This is a genomic window from Paraburkholderia sp. BL10I2N1 (assembly GCF_004361815.1).
Taxonomy (GTDB): Bacteria; Pseudomonadota; Gammaproteobacteria; order Burkholderiales; family Burkholderiaceae; genus Paraburkholderia.
On sequence record NZ_SNWA01000001.1, the window covers coordinates 3,906,433 to 3,920,888 of the forward strand.

The 14,456-nt window shown below is 63.2% G+C and carries 12 protein-coding genes; 6 read left to right on the forward strand and 6 right to left on the reverse strand.

Translation table 11 applies throughout. From position 1 onward, the window contains the following. Positions 1–14 precede the first annotated feature (14 nt). The 3 genes from argE to mscL all read left to right on the forward strand — a co-directional run bounded on the left by argE (position 15) and on the right by mscL (position 3,024). Positions 15–1,268 carry an acetylornithine deacetylase gene (gene argE, locus B0G77_RS18095; RefSeq protein ID WP_133663340.1) on the forward strand — a complete coding sequence of 418 codons (1,254 nt, stop codon included), beginning with the start codon at positions 15–17 and terminating at the stop codon, positions 1,266–1,268. A gap of 45 nt (positions 1,269–1,313) precedes the next feature. Continuing rightward, complete coding sequence (locus B0G77_RS18100; protein ID WP_133663341.1) at positions 1,314–2,339, forward strand: threonine/serine dehydratase; 1,026 nt, start codon at positions 1,314–1,316, stop codon at positions 2,337–2,339. Between the two features lie 238 nt (positions 2,340–2,577). Continuing rightward, positions 2,578–3,024 carry a large conductance mechanosensitive channel protein MscL gene (gene mscL / locus B0G77_RS18105; RefSeq protein WP_133663342.1) on the forward strand — a complete coding sequence of 149 codons (447 nt, stop codon included), beginning with the start codon at positions 2,578–2,580 and terminating at the stop codon, positions 3,022–3,024. Between the two features lie 82 nt (positions 3,025–3,106). Here the strand turns inward: mscL and B0G77_RS18110 are convergent, their stop codons facing one another. The 3 genes from B0G77_RS18110 to B0G77_RS18120 form a co-directional block, all read right to left on the reverse strand. Next, positions 3,107–5,101 carry a response regulator gene (locus B0G77_RS18110; protein ID WP_133663343.1) on the reverse strand — a complete coding sequence of 665 codons (1,995 nt, stop codon included), beginning with the start codon at positions 5,099–5,101 and terminating at the stop codon, positions 3,107–3,109. A 99-nt stretch (positions 5,102–5,200) separates the two neighbouring features. Beyond that, on the reverse strand, positions 5,201–5,680 hold the full coding sequence (locus B0G77_RS18115) for a response regulator (protein WP_133663344.1): 480 nt from the start codon (positions 5,678–5,680) through the stop codon (positions 5,201–5,203). A gap of 32 nt (positions 5,681–5,712) precedes the next feature. Next, positions 5,713–7,326 carry an ATP-binding protein gene (locus B0G77_RS18120; RefSeq protein WP_133663345.1) on the reverse strand — a complete coding sequence of 538 codons (1,614 nt, stop codon included), beginning with the start codon at positions 7,324–7,326 and terminating at the stop codon, positions 5,713–5,715. A 400-nt stretch (positions 7,327–7,726) separates the two neighbouring features. On the opposite strand from B0G77_RS18120, the gene B0G77_RS18125 reads away from it, so the two are divergent. Then, positions 7,727–8,224 carry a hypothetical protein gene (locus B0G77_RS18125; RefSeq protein ID WP_133663346.1) on the forward strand — a complete coding sequence of 166 codons (498 nt, stop codon included), beginning with the start codon at positions 7,727–7,729 and terminating at the stop codon, positions 8,222–8,224. A 120-nt stretch (positions 8,225–8,344) separates the two neighbouring features. On the opposite strand, the gene B0G77_RS18130 is transcribed toward B0G77_RS18125, so the two are convergent. Continuing rightward, positions 8,345–10,762, reverse strand: coding sequence for an AsmA family protein (locus B0G77_RS18130; protein WP_133663347.1), 2,418 nt, complete (start codon positions 10,760–10,762; stop codon positions 8,345–8,347). Positions 10,763–10,963: 201 nt separating this feature from the next. Between B0G77_RS18130 and B0G77_RS18135 the strand changes: the two genes are divergently transcribed. After that, positions 10,964–11,701, forward strand: a complete 738-nt coding sequence (locus B0G77_RS18135) for an ATP-binding cassette domain-containing protein (RefSeq protein WP_133663348.1) — start codon at positions 10,964–10,966, stop codon at positions 11,699–11,701. Continuing rightward, positions 11,698–12,513, forward strand: a complete 816-nt coding sequence (gene fetB, locus B0G77_RS18140; protein WP_133663349.1) for an iron export ABC transporter permease subunit FetB — start codon at positions 11,698–11,700, stop codon at positions 12,511–12,513. Before B0G77_RS18135 ends, fetB begins: the two co-directional genes overlap by 4 nt. Before the next feature lie 39 nt (positions 12,514–12,552). Here fetB and B0G77_RS18145 read toward each other — a convergent pair whose 3' ends face one another. Both B0G77_RS18145 and B0G77_RS18150 read right to left on the reverse strand, forming a co-directional pair. Beyond that, positions 12,553–13,101: a DUF6013 family protein gene (locus B0G77_RS18145; protein ID WP_133663350.1), complete on the reverse strand. Its 549-nt coding sequence runs from the start codon at positions 13,099–13,101 to the stop codon at positions 12,553–12,555. 263 nt (positions 13,102–13,364) lie between these two features. Further along, the gene (locus B0G77_RS18150; protein ID WP_133663351.1) at positions 13,365–14,381 is read right to left on the reverse strand and encodes a zinc-binding alcohol dehydrogenase family protein; all 1,017 of its coding nucleotides are present in this window, start codon (positions 14,379–14,381) and stop codon (positions 13,365–13,367) included. Between the last annotated feature and the right edge of the window lie 75 nt (positions 14,382–14,456).

A 14,456-nucleotide genomic window follows, 5' to 3' on the forward strand; every position in this document is an offset into this window, starting at 1 on the left:
GCTGGAGTCCTGCCATGTCACACGCCGCTGAAGCAGCGCGATCCGCAGCACCGTCGTCCTCTTCCCCGTCTTCTGCTTCCGCCTCTTCTGCCTCTCCCGCGTCGCTTCCCTGGGTCACACGGCTCGTGTCGATCGACACCGTCAGCCGCAATCCGAATCTCGGTCTGATCGAAATCGTGCGCGACGAACTGCGCGCCAAGGGTATCGAGGCGACGCTCACGCACGACGCAAGCGGCAAATGGGCCAATCTGTTCGCCACCGTGCCCGCGCATGACGGCGAAACGAACGGCGGCATCGTGCTGTCGGGGCATACGGATGTGGTGCCCGTCGATGGCCAGCAATGGGACAGCGACCCTTTCAAGCCGGAGATCCGTGAAGACAGGTTGTTCGGCCGAGGCACCTGCGACATGAAGGGTTTTATCGGCGCCGCGCTCACGCTGCTGCCGCAGATGCAGAACACGAAGCTGGCAAAGCCGATTCACTTTGCCCTTTCGTTCGACGAAGAAGTGGGTTGCGTCGGCGCGCCGCTCCTCATCGCCGACCTGATGAAACGCGGCGTGAAGCCGGACGGCTGCATCGTCGGCGAACCGACCAGCATGCGCCCGATCATCGCGCACAAGGGCATCAACGCATATCAATGCTGCGTGCGCGGCCAGGCCGCGCATTCGTCGCTGACGCCCAAGGGGCTCAACGCGATCGAATACGCCGCGCGCCTCATCTGCTACATCCGCGACATGGCCGATCAGTTCCGCGAGCAAGGTCCGTTCGACGAACTCTACGACGTGCCTTTCACGACGGCGCAGACCAGCACGATCCAGGGCGGCAACGCCATCAACACCGTACCCGCCGATTGCAGATTCGAGTTCGAATTCCGCAATCTACCGACGCTCGATCCCGAGCCGATCTTCGCGCGTATCGACAAATACGCGAAGGAGACGCTGCTGCCGAAAATGCTGCGCGAGCATCCATCCGCCGCGATCGAGATCACGAAGATCGCCGCGGCACCCGGGCTCGACTCGTCGGAACAGGCGGCGATCACGCAACTGGTACGCGCGCTGACCGCCGATCAGGACAGGCGCAAGGTCGCATACGGCACCGAAGCCGGGCTGTTTTCGCTCGCCGGCATTCCGAGCATCGTGTGCGGGCCGGGCGACATCCAGCAGGCGCACAAGGCGAACGAATTCGTCGCGCTCGATCAACTGGATGCATGCGAACGCTTTCTCAGCAAGTTGATCCACAGCATGTCCGTGGATGCGCATACACACTGAAGCTCGCACACCCACCCATCACGATCGTTCGAAGACAGGCACGCCATGTCCACCGGCACTCCACAGCACACCGACCACACCATCGACGGTGAGCCGATCCCGACGCTCGACGACATCGCCGCGCAGCATTTTGCGCTGACGCCGTGGGTGGTCCGAACTCCTGTGTTCGAACGGCACGATTTTCCGTCGCTGGAAGGCACGACCCTCAATTTCAAGTTCGAACTGCTGCAGTCGGGTGGAAGCTTCAAGGCACGTGGCGCGTTCACCAACCTGCTCGCGCTCGACGAAGCCCAGCGTAGCGCGGGCGTGACATGCGTGTCCGGCGGCAATCATGCGATCGCGGTCGCGTATGCGGCGATGCGGCTCGGTATCAGCGCGAAGGTCGTACTGTTCCGCTCCGCGAATCCGGCACGAGTTGCACTGTGCCGGCAGTTTCAGGCGGAAGTGGTGATATCGGGCGGCCCGGCGGAAGCGTTCGACCTCGTGCGCCGGATCGAGGCGGAAGAAGGCCGCTACTACGTGCATCCGTTCAACGGCTACCGCACGGTGCTCGGCACATCGACCCTCGGTTATGAATGGGCGACGCAAACGCCCGACCTCGATGCGGTGATCGTGCCGATCGGCGGCGGCGGCCTTGCGGCCGGCGTCTCGACCGCGTTGCGGCTCGCCAATCCGCGCGTGCATATCTATGGCGTCGAACCCGTCGGTGCCGACGCGATGAGCAAAAGCTTTGCGGCCAACCATACGGTCAAGCTGCATCATCTGCACAGCATCGCCGATTCGCTGATGGCGCCATACACCGAGCAATACAGCTACGAGTTGTGTCGTCGCCATATCGACCGGATCGTGACCGTCTCCGACGACGAACTGTGCGTCGCGATGCTCACGCTCTTCAATCAGCTCAAGCTCGCAGTCGAGCCGGCCTGCGCGGCCGCAACCGCCGCGCTGCTCGGCCCGCTGCGCGAGACGTTGCAGGGCAGGCGCGTGGGCGTTCTGCTGTGCGGCACCAATACCGATCCGGCCTCCTTCACGCAATACATCGAACGCGCCCAGGCTTTGACGCGCGGGTGAGCGTTGGCGCTGTCGTTCTGTTCGCACTGGCGAGGCGAGTCTGTATCGATATCGCCATCAGGAATGACACGGCCGAAGAAGAAATGAAAGTATCCCGGTCCCTGTCAGGAATAAACTACCGGGATTTGTGGCTGGGAAAGCAAAACCCTATCCGCCCCTTGATACGTTCGCTATCATTGCCCTGTCGGCAAACGCCAAACCGAGGGCATTCGCCTCGTTTTTACGGAGGAAGCGATCTATGAGCATGATCCAGGAATTCAAGGAATTCGCAGTCAAAGGCAACGTGATGGATCTCGCTGTCGGCGTCATTATCGGCGGCGCATTTTCCACCATCGTCAATTCCATCGTGAAGGACCTGATCATGCCGGTTGTCGGTGTCGTCACCGGCGGCCTTGATTTCTCCAACAAGTTCGTCAAGCTCGGCCATATTCCCGACACGTACCGGGGCAATCCCGATTCATATAAAGACCTGCAGGCGGCCGGCGTCGCCGTATTCGGTTATGGATCGTTCATTACGGTGTTGATCAACTTCATCATTCTCGCGTTCATCATTTTCATGATGGTGAAGTTCATCAACAATCTCCGTAAGCCAGCGGACGCCGCACCAGCCGCACCGCCAGCGCCGACAGAAGATGTGTTGCTGCTGCGTGATATCCGCGACACGTTGAAGAATCAGCAACGCTGATTTTCGCGCGCTGACGCGCCTGAAGAAGCGACGAAAAGGCCTGCGTGGAATGCCACGCAGGCCTCTTTTTTTCACATGTATCTCAACGCGCGGCCGCTTCCGCCCCACCCGCTTTTCCTGCTTTCACCGTCGCTGCCCGTTCGATCACCTCTTCGAGCTGGATGAAATTGACGGGCTTCGTCAGATGCGACGTGAAACCGGCCGCGAGACAACGGCGCACGTCATCGTCCGTGCCGAAGCCCGTCAGGGCGACGGCCGGTGCATCCGAGTGCTCGCGGAAAGCAGTAATGAAGTCGAGCCCGGTGCCATCAGGCAAGCCGACGTCGCTCACGATCAGGTCGAAGTCCGTCGCCTGCGTGGCGGTAAGCGCGTCGGCCACTCGGCCCACCACCGTGACATCGTGGCCAAGCCCGTTGATCAGCTGCGACATCACTTCCGCTGTGTCGATGTGATCCTCGATCAACAGGATAGTAAGCACGCCTGCCGGATGCGATGCGGCGGGTATGGCCACGACGATTTCTTCGACCGGCTTCGCTGCCGTCGGCAACGTAATGGTGAAAGTCGCGCCGCAATGCGCGCCCGGGCTTCGCGCCGTGACTGTGCCCCCGTGTACGTCGGTCAGCGCCTTCGTGATCGCGAGCCCAAGCCCGAGCCCGCCGAACTGGCGCGTCATGCTCTGGCCGCCCTGCTCGAACGCGTTGAACAACTTGTCGATCTGTTCGGGCTCGATGCCGATGCCGGTATCTTCGACCGAAATCTGCACCTGCATCCGCTCGTCCTGTGTGCGAACGTAGATGTGGCCGCCATCGGGCGTGAACTTCGCCGCGTTGCGGATCAGATTCCAGAGCATCTGCTGGAGCCGTGCACGGTCCGCAAGCACGTAGCGATGCTGCGCCGTCTTCTCGACGTGCACGTCCTGCTGCTTGACCTGAATTTCGCTGCGAAAGAGTTCGAGCACGCTATCGATGACGTCATGCACATCGACGGTTTCCAGCGCCAGGCGCAGCTTGCCGTTCGCGACCCGCGTGAGGTCGAGCAGATCGTCGATCAGCCGCGCTTCGAGTTCGACGTTGCGGCGGATCATCCTGACGCCGGCACGCGCGCTCTCCGGCAAGTCGGGCACCCCTTCCAGCACGCGTGCGCAGGCAAGCACGGGCGTGAGCGGCGTGCGCAATTCGTGCGACAGCATCGCGAGAAAGCGGTCCTTCGAACGGTTCGCCTCTTCGGCGGCCTGGCGGGCGGCCTGCTCCGATGCAAGCAGGCGTTCGCGCTCCTCGATGGCTTCGCGCTCGGGATGGATGTCGGTGCAACTACCGAACCACTTGCTCACGCCACCGTGCTGATCATGCACGGCGACGATGCGCGCGTCGAACCAGCGCCACGCGCCATCGTGGCGGCGGATCCTGAGCTCGTGCCGGTAATCCGATGCCCCCGTGCTCACCGTCTTCAGCCACGTCCGGCGAATTTCCTCGCGATCGTCCGGATGAACCGCGTCGAGCCAGGCGAGCCCGAGCGAGCCGGCTTCGTCGAGACCCGTGTATTCGAACCACTGTTTCGACAGGAAATCGCAGTCGCCATTGGCGCTGCAGGTCAGCACCAGGTGAGGCAACGCTTCGGACAGTGAGCGGTAGTGCGCTTCGCGGTCGCGCAGCTTCTCCGCTTCCGCCGATGCCTTCTGCATCCGCACCTGGGACTGTACGCGCTCGACGGCCTCGGGCAGATAGTCGAGGTAATCGCCCGACTTGGGCACGACGTCCGACACCCCGGCGCGCAAGGCTTCAATCACCCGCGACTCGTCGGTAAAACCGGTGACGAGAATCGCCGGGATCCGCACACCCTCGACGCGCAGTCGCCGGAAGAAATCGAGACCTGTCTCAGCGCCGTTCAACTGATAGTCGAGCACCAGCAGGTCTGGCGCTTCAATGCCGATCAGTTCGCGCGCGCGTTGAACCGTCGTGCAGGTCGCGACATGGCAGCCGGCACGGTCGAGCGACTTCCGCGCGAGAAGCAGAATACCCTCGTCGTCGTCGACCACGAGGACGCGCGCGGCCATTGGCGGAGAAACGTCGTCGGTCATGCTGGTCTTTTTTCTCTGAAGGCCTTTTTGTGGCGAACAGGGTGCATTGGGCGCCGCCAATGCCGGCATTGCAGGCCTGCGCACTGCAACGCACAACCCTTACGATGATGAAAGCCGCTGCCCCGCCGGCAGCTTCACGACCTGCAAAAAGAAGCCCAGCCGGCGCACTGCCTCGATAAAGGCATCATATTCGACCGGCTTGGTAATGTAGACGTTGCAACCAAGTTCATAACATCGCTCGATCTCGCGCGGGTCGTCGGTTGTCGTGAGGACGATGACAGGCAGCGCGGCGGTCGAAGGCGCCTCCTTCAGGCGGCGCAGCACTTCGAAGCCGTCGACGCGCGGCATCTTCAGGTCCAGCAGCACGACGAAGTTGGCGAGATCGTCACGCGACAGACGGGCAGGCGCCGCCGTGTCGGCCGGCGGTGCGCCGAAAAAGTAATCCAGCGCGTCCTGGCCGTCGCCAAAACGGATGAAGCCATTCGTCAGGCCAGCGCGGCGCAGATTGCGCTCGACGAGCGTGGCGTGTCCATCGTCATCCTCGATCAGGATGATGCCCACCGATTCCCCTTGTGTCATGCTGCCCTCCGTGTCCGGCGTTCACCGTGCTTTCATGACATGCGTACCGGCTGATCCGGCAGCGCAACGTAAAACGTCGAGCCCATTCCCTCCACCGATTCCACCCAGGCCCGCCCGCCGTGGCGTTCGGCAATACGCCGCACGAGCACGAGACCGATGCCCTCGCCTTTGGCCACGTCGCCGTGCAGGCGCTGGAAGGCACGAAATACCTTCGACATGTAGGCCGCTGAAATCCCGAGGCCATTGTCGCGCACATAGTAAGTGCGCGTACTGTTTCCCACGGGGTGAGCCTGATCGACGGGATCGGCCTCGAGAACGCCCACTTCGATGCGTCCCGGCCGTGCCGGATCGAGATAACTGAGCGCGTTCGCAATCAGATTGCGGAAGATCTGCTCGATCGCGACCGGGTCGCCCCACGCGGGCGGCAGGTCCCGGACAGTCACCACGGCCGCCCGCTCGCGCGTCGCAGACTGCAACGTATCGAGCACTTTCGCAACCGTCTGGCCGACGCTTACCCGTTGCCAGTGGTACTCGAGACGCCCGGCGCGCGAGATGCGCAACAGCGAGTCGATGATCGCCGCCGCCTGGGTCACCGCCGTACGCAAAAACTGCAACGATTCGCGCACGTCGCCGTCGAGCACTGCGGCAAGCCGCTGCTGCTGGGGCTCCGGCGGGCGGGCCGATTCGATCGTTGCGCGCAGGTCGTCGTACGAGACCTGCAATTCTTTCGAAAAGCCCTGCAGGTTGACGAGTGGCGAGCGCAGATCGTGCGATACGCTGTAGATGAACATCTCGTTTTCCTGCGTGCCCTGCCGCAATTCCTCGTTGACGGCCGCCAGTTCGACAGCGCGCGCCTCAAGTCTTGCCTTGAGCGACTCATGCTCGAGCCCTGCGGTTTGCAGCCGGGCGCCGGTCTGGTGCAGCACGGCGTCGAGCCCGGCGATCTCGTCGTTGCCTCTCAAAGGCGCGGCGAGCGGCGCGCCGTTGCCAAGGCGGCCGGCATTACCGGTCAGCACCTCGATGCGCTGCCCAAAATGACGCGCGAACACCCATGCCGTCAGCGCCCAGATCAGCATCGAACCCACCACCGCGGCGATCAGCGTGATCTGCTGGCGCTGCCGGTTGTCCACGAACGCCGCCAGGTGCTGCGCATCAAGGCGCGACTCCTCGTCGACAAATGCATCCAGGCGGTCATGAAACAAGGCGATCGGCGCAGGAATGTCGTCGCGCTCCGAAGCAATGAGGGGCGCGAGGCTGCTTCCGTTGTGCGATGCCGCCACGACCGCGGCGGCATGGGCACGATAGCTATCGACGGCGCCGCGCATATCATGGACCCGCCGCACCTGGCGGGAGTTGCCCGCAACCAGTCGTTCGAGATGAGAGAGCCGTTCGTCGAGGTCGACCCATATTGCAGGCCGGTCCGTGAACGACACGTCGTTGACGATGAGCGCCGTGCGCAGCCGCGCGGCCTCGCGCAGCAAGGGGTCCATCGTCGCCGAGGCCTGGTAGAGAATCTGCTTGCTGCTTGACACCCACTGTGCGGACTGCGCGGTCTGTTGCTGCGTATCGAACACGGCACCGAGCAGCGCCAGTTCGACGACACCTGGTACTGCGATCAGAAGAAGACCCTTGGCAAGCAGTTTCATGTTCGTCCGGCAGCCTTTGCAATCGTGGCGGCATGTCGCCCGAGCCCTCGCCACAGAGGCATCCCGGCGCCGTTCATGGGTTCAATGCACACACCCTCGTCCCTCCGCCCGGGCCATTATCGACGGGTACCCGGCATACTTCAACGAGCTGCAAAGGCGCGGCAGAGAGGCGGTGCCGCACACAAAAAACAGCATTTTTTATGGGTGCCGGAGTCACCAGCGCGGCGGCTGAGTCTATTATGGAGTTAGATGTTCGGAGATGCGAAAGCGCGCGGCGAGCAAATACGGCATGAATCGTGCGGGTGGTGTGAGGCAGACGAACCGTCGAATCACCGTGAATCCGACATCACCGTATGCTATAAAAGATCGACGTGCGGCGCGCGAAGCCGGGAGTGGTCGCATGAGGACGCTGCGTTTCTTGCAATTCTTTTTCAGGCGAATTTTTATGTCCTTCCCGAAAAAGCGTAGGCGCGCGAAGGCGGACGGCGATGAGTCGTTTCTCGCCGTGCTACGGCATTTCAAGCCGTTCGGCCAGCTCGACACGAAGATCGCGCGGGCCCGTGCGCAAGATGAGCCTGTGCTCTACGCTCATGTTCTTCCAGGGCTCGATGTGCTGCTGTGCAGCGTGCGCGGCGCGCATCCGCCTTATCCCGAGATCGCCGAACTACGTCGTCGCTGTATCGAGTCGATTGCGAACGCGCTGGAGCAGCCGCTCGATGGACTCGAGAACGGCGGCTACTGGTATGAAGCCAACGGCTTCGGTTTCCTGGTGTTCGCAAGCCGTGCACGAGCGCGGATCCTGCCCGAGTTCGGTGCGGCCAAGGCCGCGGCTGGTGCGCGACGCGGCGTTCGCAGACAGGACGCGGCAGGCGATGCAGCCCCGCGGTCGCTTCGGTAATTCTCAGGTTAATCCCTTGCGATAACCTTTATCTTCGACGGCGGAGCAGTGATGCTCCGCCGCTTTCGTGTGTCGGCTTCACCACGCGTCAGCTTTGTCTGGCGTCAGCTTTGCCTGGCGTCAGCTTCCCTTATATTGCACAGCGGTCTCCGACGACGGCGACGTGACGGGCGCCGGTTTCGTCGCGGTGGGACGCTTCGCGCCGCTGATGGCCGAGGCAGCGGCGTCGGCGCTGCGCGACGTGGTCATCTTCTGCCCTGCCGGTGGCGCCTTGGGCTGTGTCCTCATATGCCCGAGCAGCTCGTCGCAGGGCAATGGTTTGTTATTGCTAGGCGCGATCAGCGGAATCAGGGCGGCAAACGGATTGATGAGCCCCAGCCCCACGATGGCACCGCCGCGCACCGCCAGCGCCGCCGCATTCACGCCGACACGCGGGTCCTTGAACGTGCCCTTCACGTAGAGCGGCGAGCGCAGCGTAAAGACGCGGAAGCCCTTCGTGTGCGGATGAATGTTGAGATCCATGGACTCGTCGCGCAGATCGATGTGGCCGTCCATGTTGATGACAGCATCGTCGGTGTCGAGCGCGAAGACTTTCGAATCCAGCACACCGTTCGTCGCGACAAAATTGGCCGCTGCGCAGTTGATCTTCACGTCCCGGTTGCCGAAGAGCTTCTCATAGACGACGTTCGCCACGTTCAGACCGGCGGCTTCCATGTACAGACGGCTGACGGTGCCATCCGTGATGAGCGCCTTCACTTCGCCGTTCGAGGTGGCCGCCAGCGCCGCAGGCGAATTGCCGGTTGCGGAAAGCGCGGCGTCGCCGTTGACTTCGCCCAGCGCGGTCTGCATCGTCTTCACGTTCGGGAACAGCTGCCTGAGCTTCAGATGCCGCGCCTCGGTCGCGACGCGGCCCTTCAACGGCCTGGCGCTGCCGTCGAGATGGATATCGGACGCAAGCGTCCCGCCCGCCACGCCGAATGTCAACGGCTGCAGCGACAGCACGCCATCCGTCATCACGACATGGGTGTACAGGTCGGTGATCGGCAGGCTCGGATCCTTGATGATCCGGCGTCCAGTGAACTTCACGTCGGCGTCGATCGCATTCCAGCGATCGGTGCGGAATTCCTCGACCGGCAACGCGCGGTCCGACGGCTGTTGTGCCGCGTCACCGCGCTTCGCCTTGCTGGCGCTCGAATCGGCGCCAATGATCGGCGCGAGATCAGAGAACTGCAGCAGGTTCGACACCAGTTCGCCCTGCAACAATGGGCGCGGCTCGCGCGCGAAATACGTCAGCGAGCCATTCAGGTTGCTTTCGCCCACCCGCCCTGTAAAATTTTCATACTTGAAGACACTGGCGTTCCGCTTGAACTGCCCGATGAGGTGTCCCTCGGTTGCGTACGGTGGGGTCTCCGGCAGCGTGACGCCCGTGAGCGAATACAGATGCGCCATGCTGGCCCCCTGGAGCCACAGGCGCAGATCGACTGCGGCCAGGTGCGCGGGATCCGTGACCGTGCCAACGACCGCGATTCGCGTATCACCCACTTTCACGTCGGCCTGCACGGGGAACGGACGGTTGGCATCCTGCAGCGCAAGCACGCCGCCCACCTTACCGCTGCCCGACAGCGCCGTGCGATTGTAAGTGCCCTTCACCGTCCAGCCGATGCCGTATAGCGGAACCTGCTTCGTCTCAGGCGTCACGGCGACAGCGCTTGTCGCGGGCACGCTGGCCGCCGGCGCGCTTGCGACGACCGCTGCGCTTGCAGAAGCCGCGGAAGCCCCCTGCGCAACCGTATCCGATCCGCCCACCGCGCCTGAGGCCGCAGCAGCCGATGCGCCAGCCGCCTCCGACGCTGCCGCCGCCTCCGCCTGCTTCGCGAGGCGGCTCGCACCTTCTTTGCCGACGACCTGCGCCGACGCACTGCGCGACGCATTTTCCTGCGCCTTCATCACGTCACCGATGGGCACCGGCTGGCCGAGCGTATCGACGGCTACCTGCACGTCGGTCTTCTTCTGCTCATCGGAGTACGCGACATTGCCTTTGGCAAACTGGATATCGTGCAGATCGAGCTTCCATTCGGATGGCCCTGATGAGGAAGCAAACTTGAACGTCCAGTTATTGCGCCCATCGACGAGCCGCTCGAGATAGACCGACGGATTCACCAGATTGATCGCCGGGATCACGATGTCGTGTGCGAGGAGCGGCAACACCTTGACCTGAAAATCGATTTCGTCGAGCGTGGCGAAATGCTTCTGCTTCGTCCAGTCCGGATTGGCGACGGTGATGTTGGTCGCCGAGAACCGGGGCCAGGGCAGCCAGGCGTTCCAGCCGGTCTCACCAACGGGATGCCGCCAGCCCACCTTGACATCGCCCTCGATAGCGAACGGCCGGCCGATCGCCTGGCTGACCTTGTCGTTGATATACGGACGGGCGCGATTCCAGTCGAACGCCAGGATGAAGATGACCACGGCTGCGATGAGGACAGCGATAGTCGCCACCAGCCACGCGATAATTTTTCCGATGCGCCGCGATAACGCCATGAGTGCTCCAGTGCATTTCTCTTGATTGTGCCGCAGCACATGCCATGCCCGGCCAAGGCCGTCTATTATGACGCACTGCCACATGCGCCTGATCTGCACTTAGCCTGCTTTCGTCTGCGCTCATCGGCGTTCACCCGCTTTTACTGGCATTCACCGGCCTCGACACCTTCGACTCACCTTCGACTCGCCTTGACCCCAACCATGACGGCCATTCCCATCGTCGATGCACAGGACATCTCCCGTCGCGATGCGCTGCGCGGGCAGATCCTGCTTCAGCCGACCCGCTTCGTCCTGTCTGCCGGCGACCGTGTCGCGATCACCGGTCCGTCCGGGTCCGGCAAGAGTGTTTTTCTGCGCACGCTCGCGCTGCTCGACCCGCTCGACGGCGGACGCATCCTGTGGCACGGCAAGCCCGTCGCGCGCGCAACCATTTCGCGCTACCGGCGCAATGTCGCGTATATCCGCCAGCGCCCTGCGATCCTCGACGGCACGGTCGAGGACAATCTTCGCTACCCGTTCACGCTGCGCGCCTACCGCGATGTATCGTTCGATCGCGGACGGGCCGCGTCGTTTGCGGCGCAGGCCGGCCGAAGTAGTGATTTTCTTGAGAAACACGCGAGCGAACTGTCCGGCGGCGAAGCACAGATCACGGCATTGATCCGGGTGCTGCAACTGTCGCCGGAAGTCCTGCTGCTCGATGAGCCGACGGCATCGCTCGATCCGGAATCGACGCTCGCCATCGAAGGACTGGTGAACGCGTGGTTCAGCGCAGGCGAGGGTCAGCGTGCTTCGATGTGGGTGTCACATGATCTGGCACAGGCTGAACGCATGAGCAGGCGGCATCTGACGATGCGTGCCGGGGTACTCAGCGAGCGCGCTGCGGCGTCCGCCATGGCTGCCCCGGATAACGGCAACGGCTCACAGGAGCGCGCGCAATGAACCAGGGACTCCAGAACCTGAGCCTGTGGGACGTCGGCATTGCGGCGCTGCTGATCGTCGTGAATGGCGCGCTGTCGGTGCTGCTCAAGCTCGATCTCGAACGCAAGCTCGCGTGGGCCGCCGTGCGCACCGTCGTTCAGTTGCTCGCGATCGGCTACGTGCTCGGCTGGGTCTTCGCGTACGACCGCTGGTTCGTCGTGCTGCCGCTGATGGTGTTGATGACCCTGATCGCCGGCTTCGCGGGCGCTCAGCGCGGCGCGCGCACGTATGCCGGACAACGTGCGGACAGCATCCTGTCGATCTGGATGAGTTCGTGGCTCGTCGCGGCGGTGGGGCTCTTCGTCGTGATCCGCATTCATCCGTGGTACGAGCCGCAATACGCGATTCCGATTCTCGGGATGATCCTCGGCAACACGCTGACCGGCGTATCGCTTGGCATCGAGCGGATGACCGAAGAGCTGACTGCGCGGCGCGACCGCGTCGACATGGCGCTTGCGCTCGGCGCGACGCGCTGGGAAGCGGCGCAGGGCCCGGCGCGCCAGGCCGTGCGCGCGGGAATGATTCCGACGCTGAACCAGATGGCCGTCGTCGGCGTCGTGAGTCTGCCCGGCATGATGACCGGCCAGGTGCTGGCCGGTCAGTCGCCGCTACAGGCGGTGCGCTATCAGATCGTGATCATGTTTCTGATCGCGGCGTCCTCGGCATTGGGGACCGTCGGCGCGGTGCTGCTCACGTATCGACGGCTCTTTTCCGCGGAGCACCGCTTTCTCGCATCGCGGCTGGTGGAGCGGCAAACCAAGGCGAGCCGCTGAGGGCCTCGCCCGTCAGCGGACCCGACTATGCGCCACGAATCACCGGCGCGCCGTGACCGCGACCTGCGTGCCGTCGCTCAATGTGAGCGTTTTCGTGGACCCGTTGGTCGGCAACGTGAAACGGACGATCTGACTGAGCGAGACATCGTTCGGACACTTGAGGCTCTGGCCATTGGCGGTGACGGTCTTCGTACCATGCGGCGTCTGGGCCTGGAAGCTCATCTGAACCGTCGCCGTGCCTTTTGCATCGACCACCGGGGCGAGGCGTACCTGCATCTGGCGAATCATCGCGCCGTTCGCATCGAGGGGCAGCGACGAATAGTTCGGGCATTGGTCGGTGCCGGGCACCGGGCCGCCTGGCGGCACTGTCTTCCACGTGTAGTCGTCCGACTCGCCGGAGCGGATCTGGCGCGTCTCCTGCGCATTGCCGAACTGCTTCGACGTGATCTTGACGGTGTACTTGATCGGGCCGTCGGTGGCGGCCTGCGACGTTACCGTGATGGGCGTCGCGGCCTGCGACAGCGTCGCAAACCCGCATACGACAGAAGCAGCAACAGAAACGGCGAAACATTTAAAGCTGGGGCTCATAACGTCACCTCGTTGTTGTGCCGCTGCGCACCCAGGACGCGGGCCGCGCAGCTGTTTTTGCGCGATGCACTGTCAGTCTAACGCCAAGCGGCGTCATGCGGGCCTCGCTCGGATCGGGTGTTAACCCGCTTGCAACAACAGCGTTTCTGCTGCCGTGATTTTTCTCTCCGGCCTCGTCGCAAACGACCGGGCGCGTCATCGACGGGCCCGCTCACGCGGCTTCTGCGCTCACGCTGAAGCCCCCATTTCCGCTACCGGCGCGCTCAGAAACCCGTCAACACGAGCTTGCCGATCGCCCTTCCTTCCTCGAGCAGACGATGCGCGCGCCGCACGTTCTCCGCGTTGATTCGCCCAAGATCCTGCCCCACTGTCGTGCGCAGCGTGCCCGCGTCGACGAGGCGCGCGACCTCGGTCAAGAGCTTGTGCTGTTCGATCATGTCCGGCGTGCCGAACATCGAGCGTGTGAACATGAATTCCCAATGAAACGCGGCGCTCTTCGCCTTCAGCAATTCGACGGGGACCGGCCGTTCGTTTTCGACGATCGTGCAGATTCCGCCTTGCGGTTTGATGACAGCGGCTGCCGCCGGGAAATGCCTGTCCGTGTCGTTGAACATCAGCACGTAATCGACCTGCTCGATACCGAGCGCCTTCAGCTGTGCCGGGATGTCCTTGAAGTGATCGACGATGTGGTTCGCACCCAGTTCGGTCGCCCACTTCGCCGATTCGGGCCGCGACGCCGTCGCGATCACCTTCAGCTTCCCGAGCTGTCTGGCGAGCTGGATGCCGATCGAGCCCACCCCGCCGGCGCCGCCGATGATCAGCACCGAACGCCCTTCATCGGCGCCCTGCGGCGACACGCCGAGCCGCGCAAAGAGCGCTTCCCACGCAGTGATGGCAGTGAGCGGCAGCGCAGCGGCGTGCGTGAAATCGAGCGATGCCGGCTTGCGGCCGACGATCCGTTCGTCGACGAGGTGATACTCGCTGTTCGCACCCGGTCGCGTGATGCTGCCTGCATAGAACACTGGATCGCCGAGCTTGAACAACGTCACGTCGGGACCGACCGCGGCCACTGTGCCGGCCGCGTCCCAGCCGAGCACACGCGGAGTTTTTTCGGTTTGCTCTTTCGGCGAGCGAACCTTGTAGTCGACCGGATTCACCGAAATCGCTTCCACCTTGACGAGCAGATCGTGGCCGGTCGCTTCCGGCTTGTCGATCTCGACGTCGAGCAGCGCTTCGGGGTTCTCGATGGGCAAATAGCGATAAAGACCTACGGCTTTCATGAAAGACTCCTGATTCCTTGAAGCAAGTGTTGAGGCAAATTGGAAACATGACGAACGGCATGGCGCTCCGCTCAC

Coding starts and splice junctions, on each gene's coding strand:
- argE (WP_133663340.1), top strand. CDS start 15: ATGTCACACGCCGCTGAAGCAGCGCGATCCGCAGCACCGTCGTCCTCT.
- B0G77_RS18100 (WP_133663341.1), top strand. CDS start 1,314: ATGTCCACCGGCACTCCACAGCACACCGACCACACCATCGACGGTGAG.
- mscL (WP_133663342.1), top strand. CDS start 2,578: ATGAGCATGATCCAGGAATTCAAGGAATTCGCAGTCAAAGGCAACGTG.
- B0G77_RS18110 (WP_133663343.1), bottom strand. CDS start 5,101: ATGACCGACGACGTTTCTCCGCCAATGGCCGCGCGCGTCCTCGTGGTC.
- B0G77_RS18115 (WP_133663344.1), bottom strand. CDS start 5,680: ATGACACAAGGGGAATCGGTGGGCATCATCCTGATCGAGGATGACGAT.
- B0G77_RS18120 (WP_133663345.1), bottom strand. CDS start 7,326: ATGAAACTGCTTGCCAAGGGTCTTCTTCTGATCGCAGTACCAGGTGTC.
- B0G77_RS18125 (WP_133663346.1), top strand. CDS start 7,727: ATGAGGACGCTGCGTTTCTTGCAATTCTTTTTCAGGCGAATTTTTATG.
- B0G77_RS18130 (WP_133663347.1), bottom strand. CDS start 10,762: ATGGCGTTATCGCGGCGCATCGGAAAAATTATCGCGTGGCTGGTGGCG.
- B0G77_RS18135 (WP_133663348.1), top strand. CDS start 10,964: ATGACGGCCATTCCCATCGTCGATGCACAGGACATCTCCCGTCGCGAT.
- fetB (WP_133663349.1), top strand. CDS start 11,698: ATGAACCAGGGACTCCAGAACCTGAGCCTGTGGGACGTCGGCATTGCG.
- B0G77_RS18145 (WP_133663350.1), bottom strand. CDS start 13,101: ATGAGCCCCAGCTTTAAATGTTTCGCCGTTTCTGTTGCTGCTTCTGTC.
- B0G77_RS18150 (WP_133663351.1), bottom strand. CDS start 14,381: ATGAAAGCCGTAGGTCTTTATCGCTATTTGCCCATCGAGAACCCCGAA.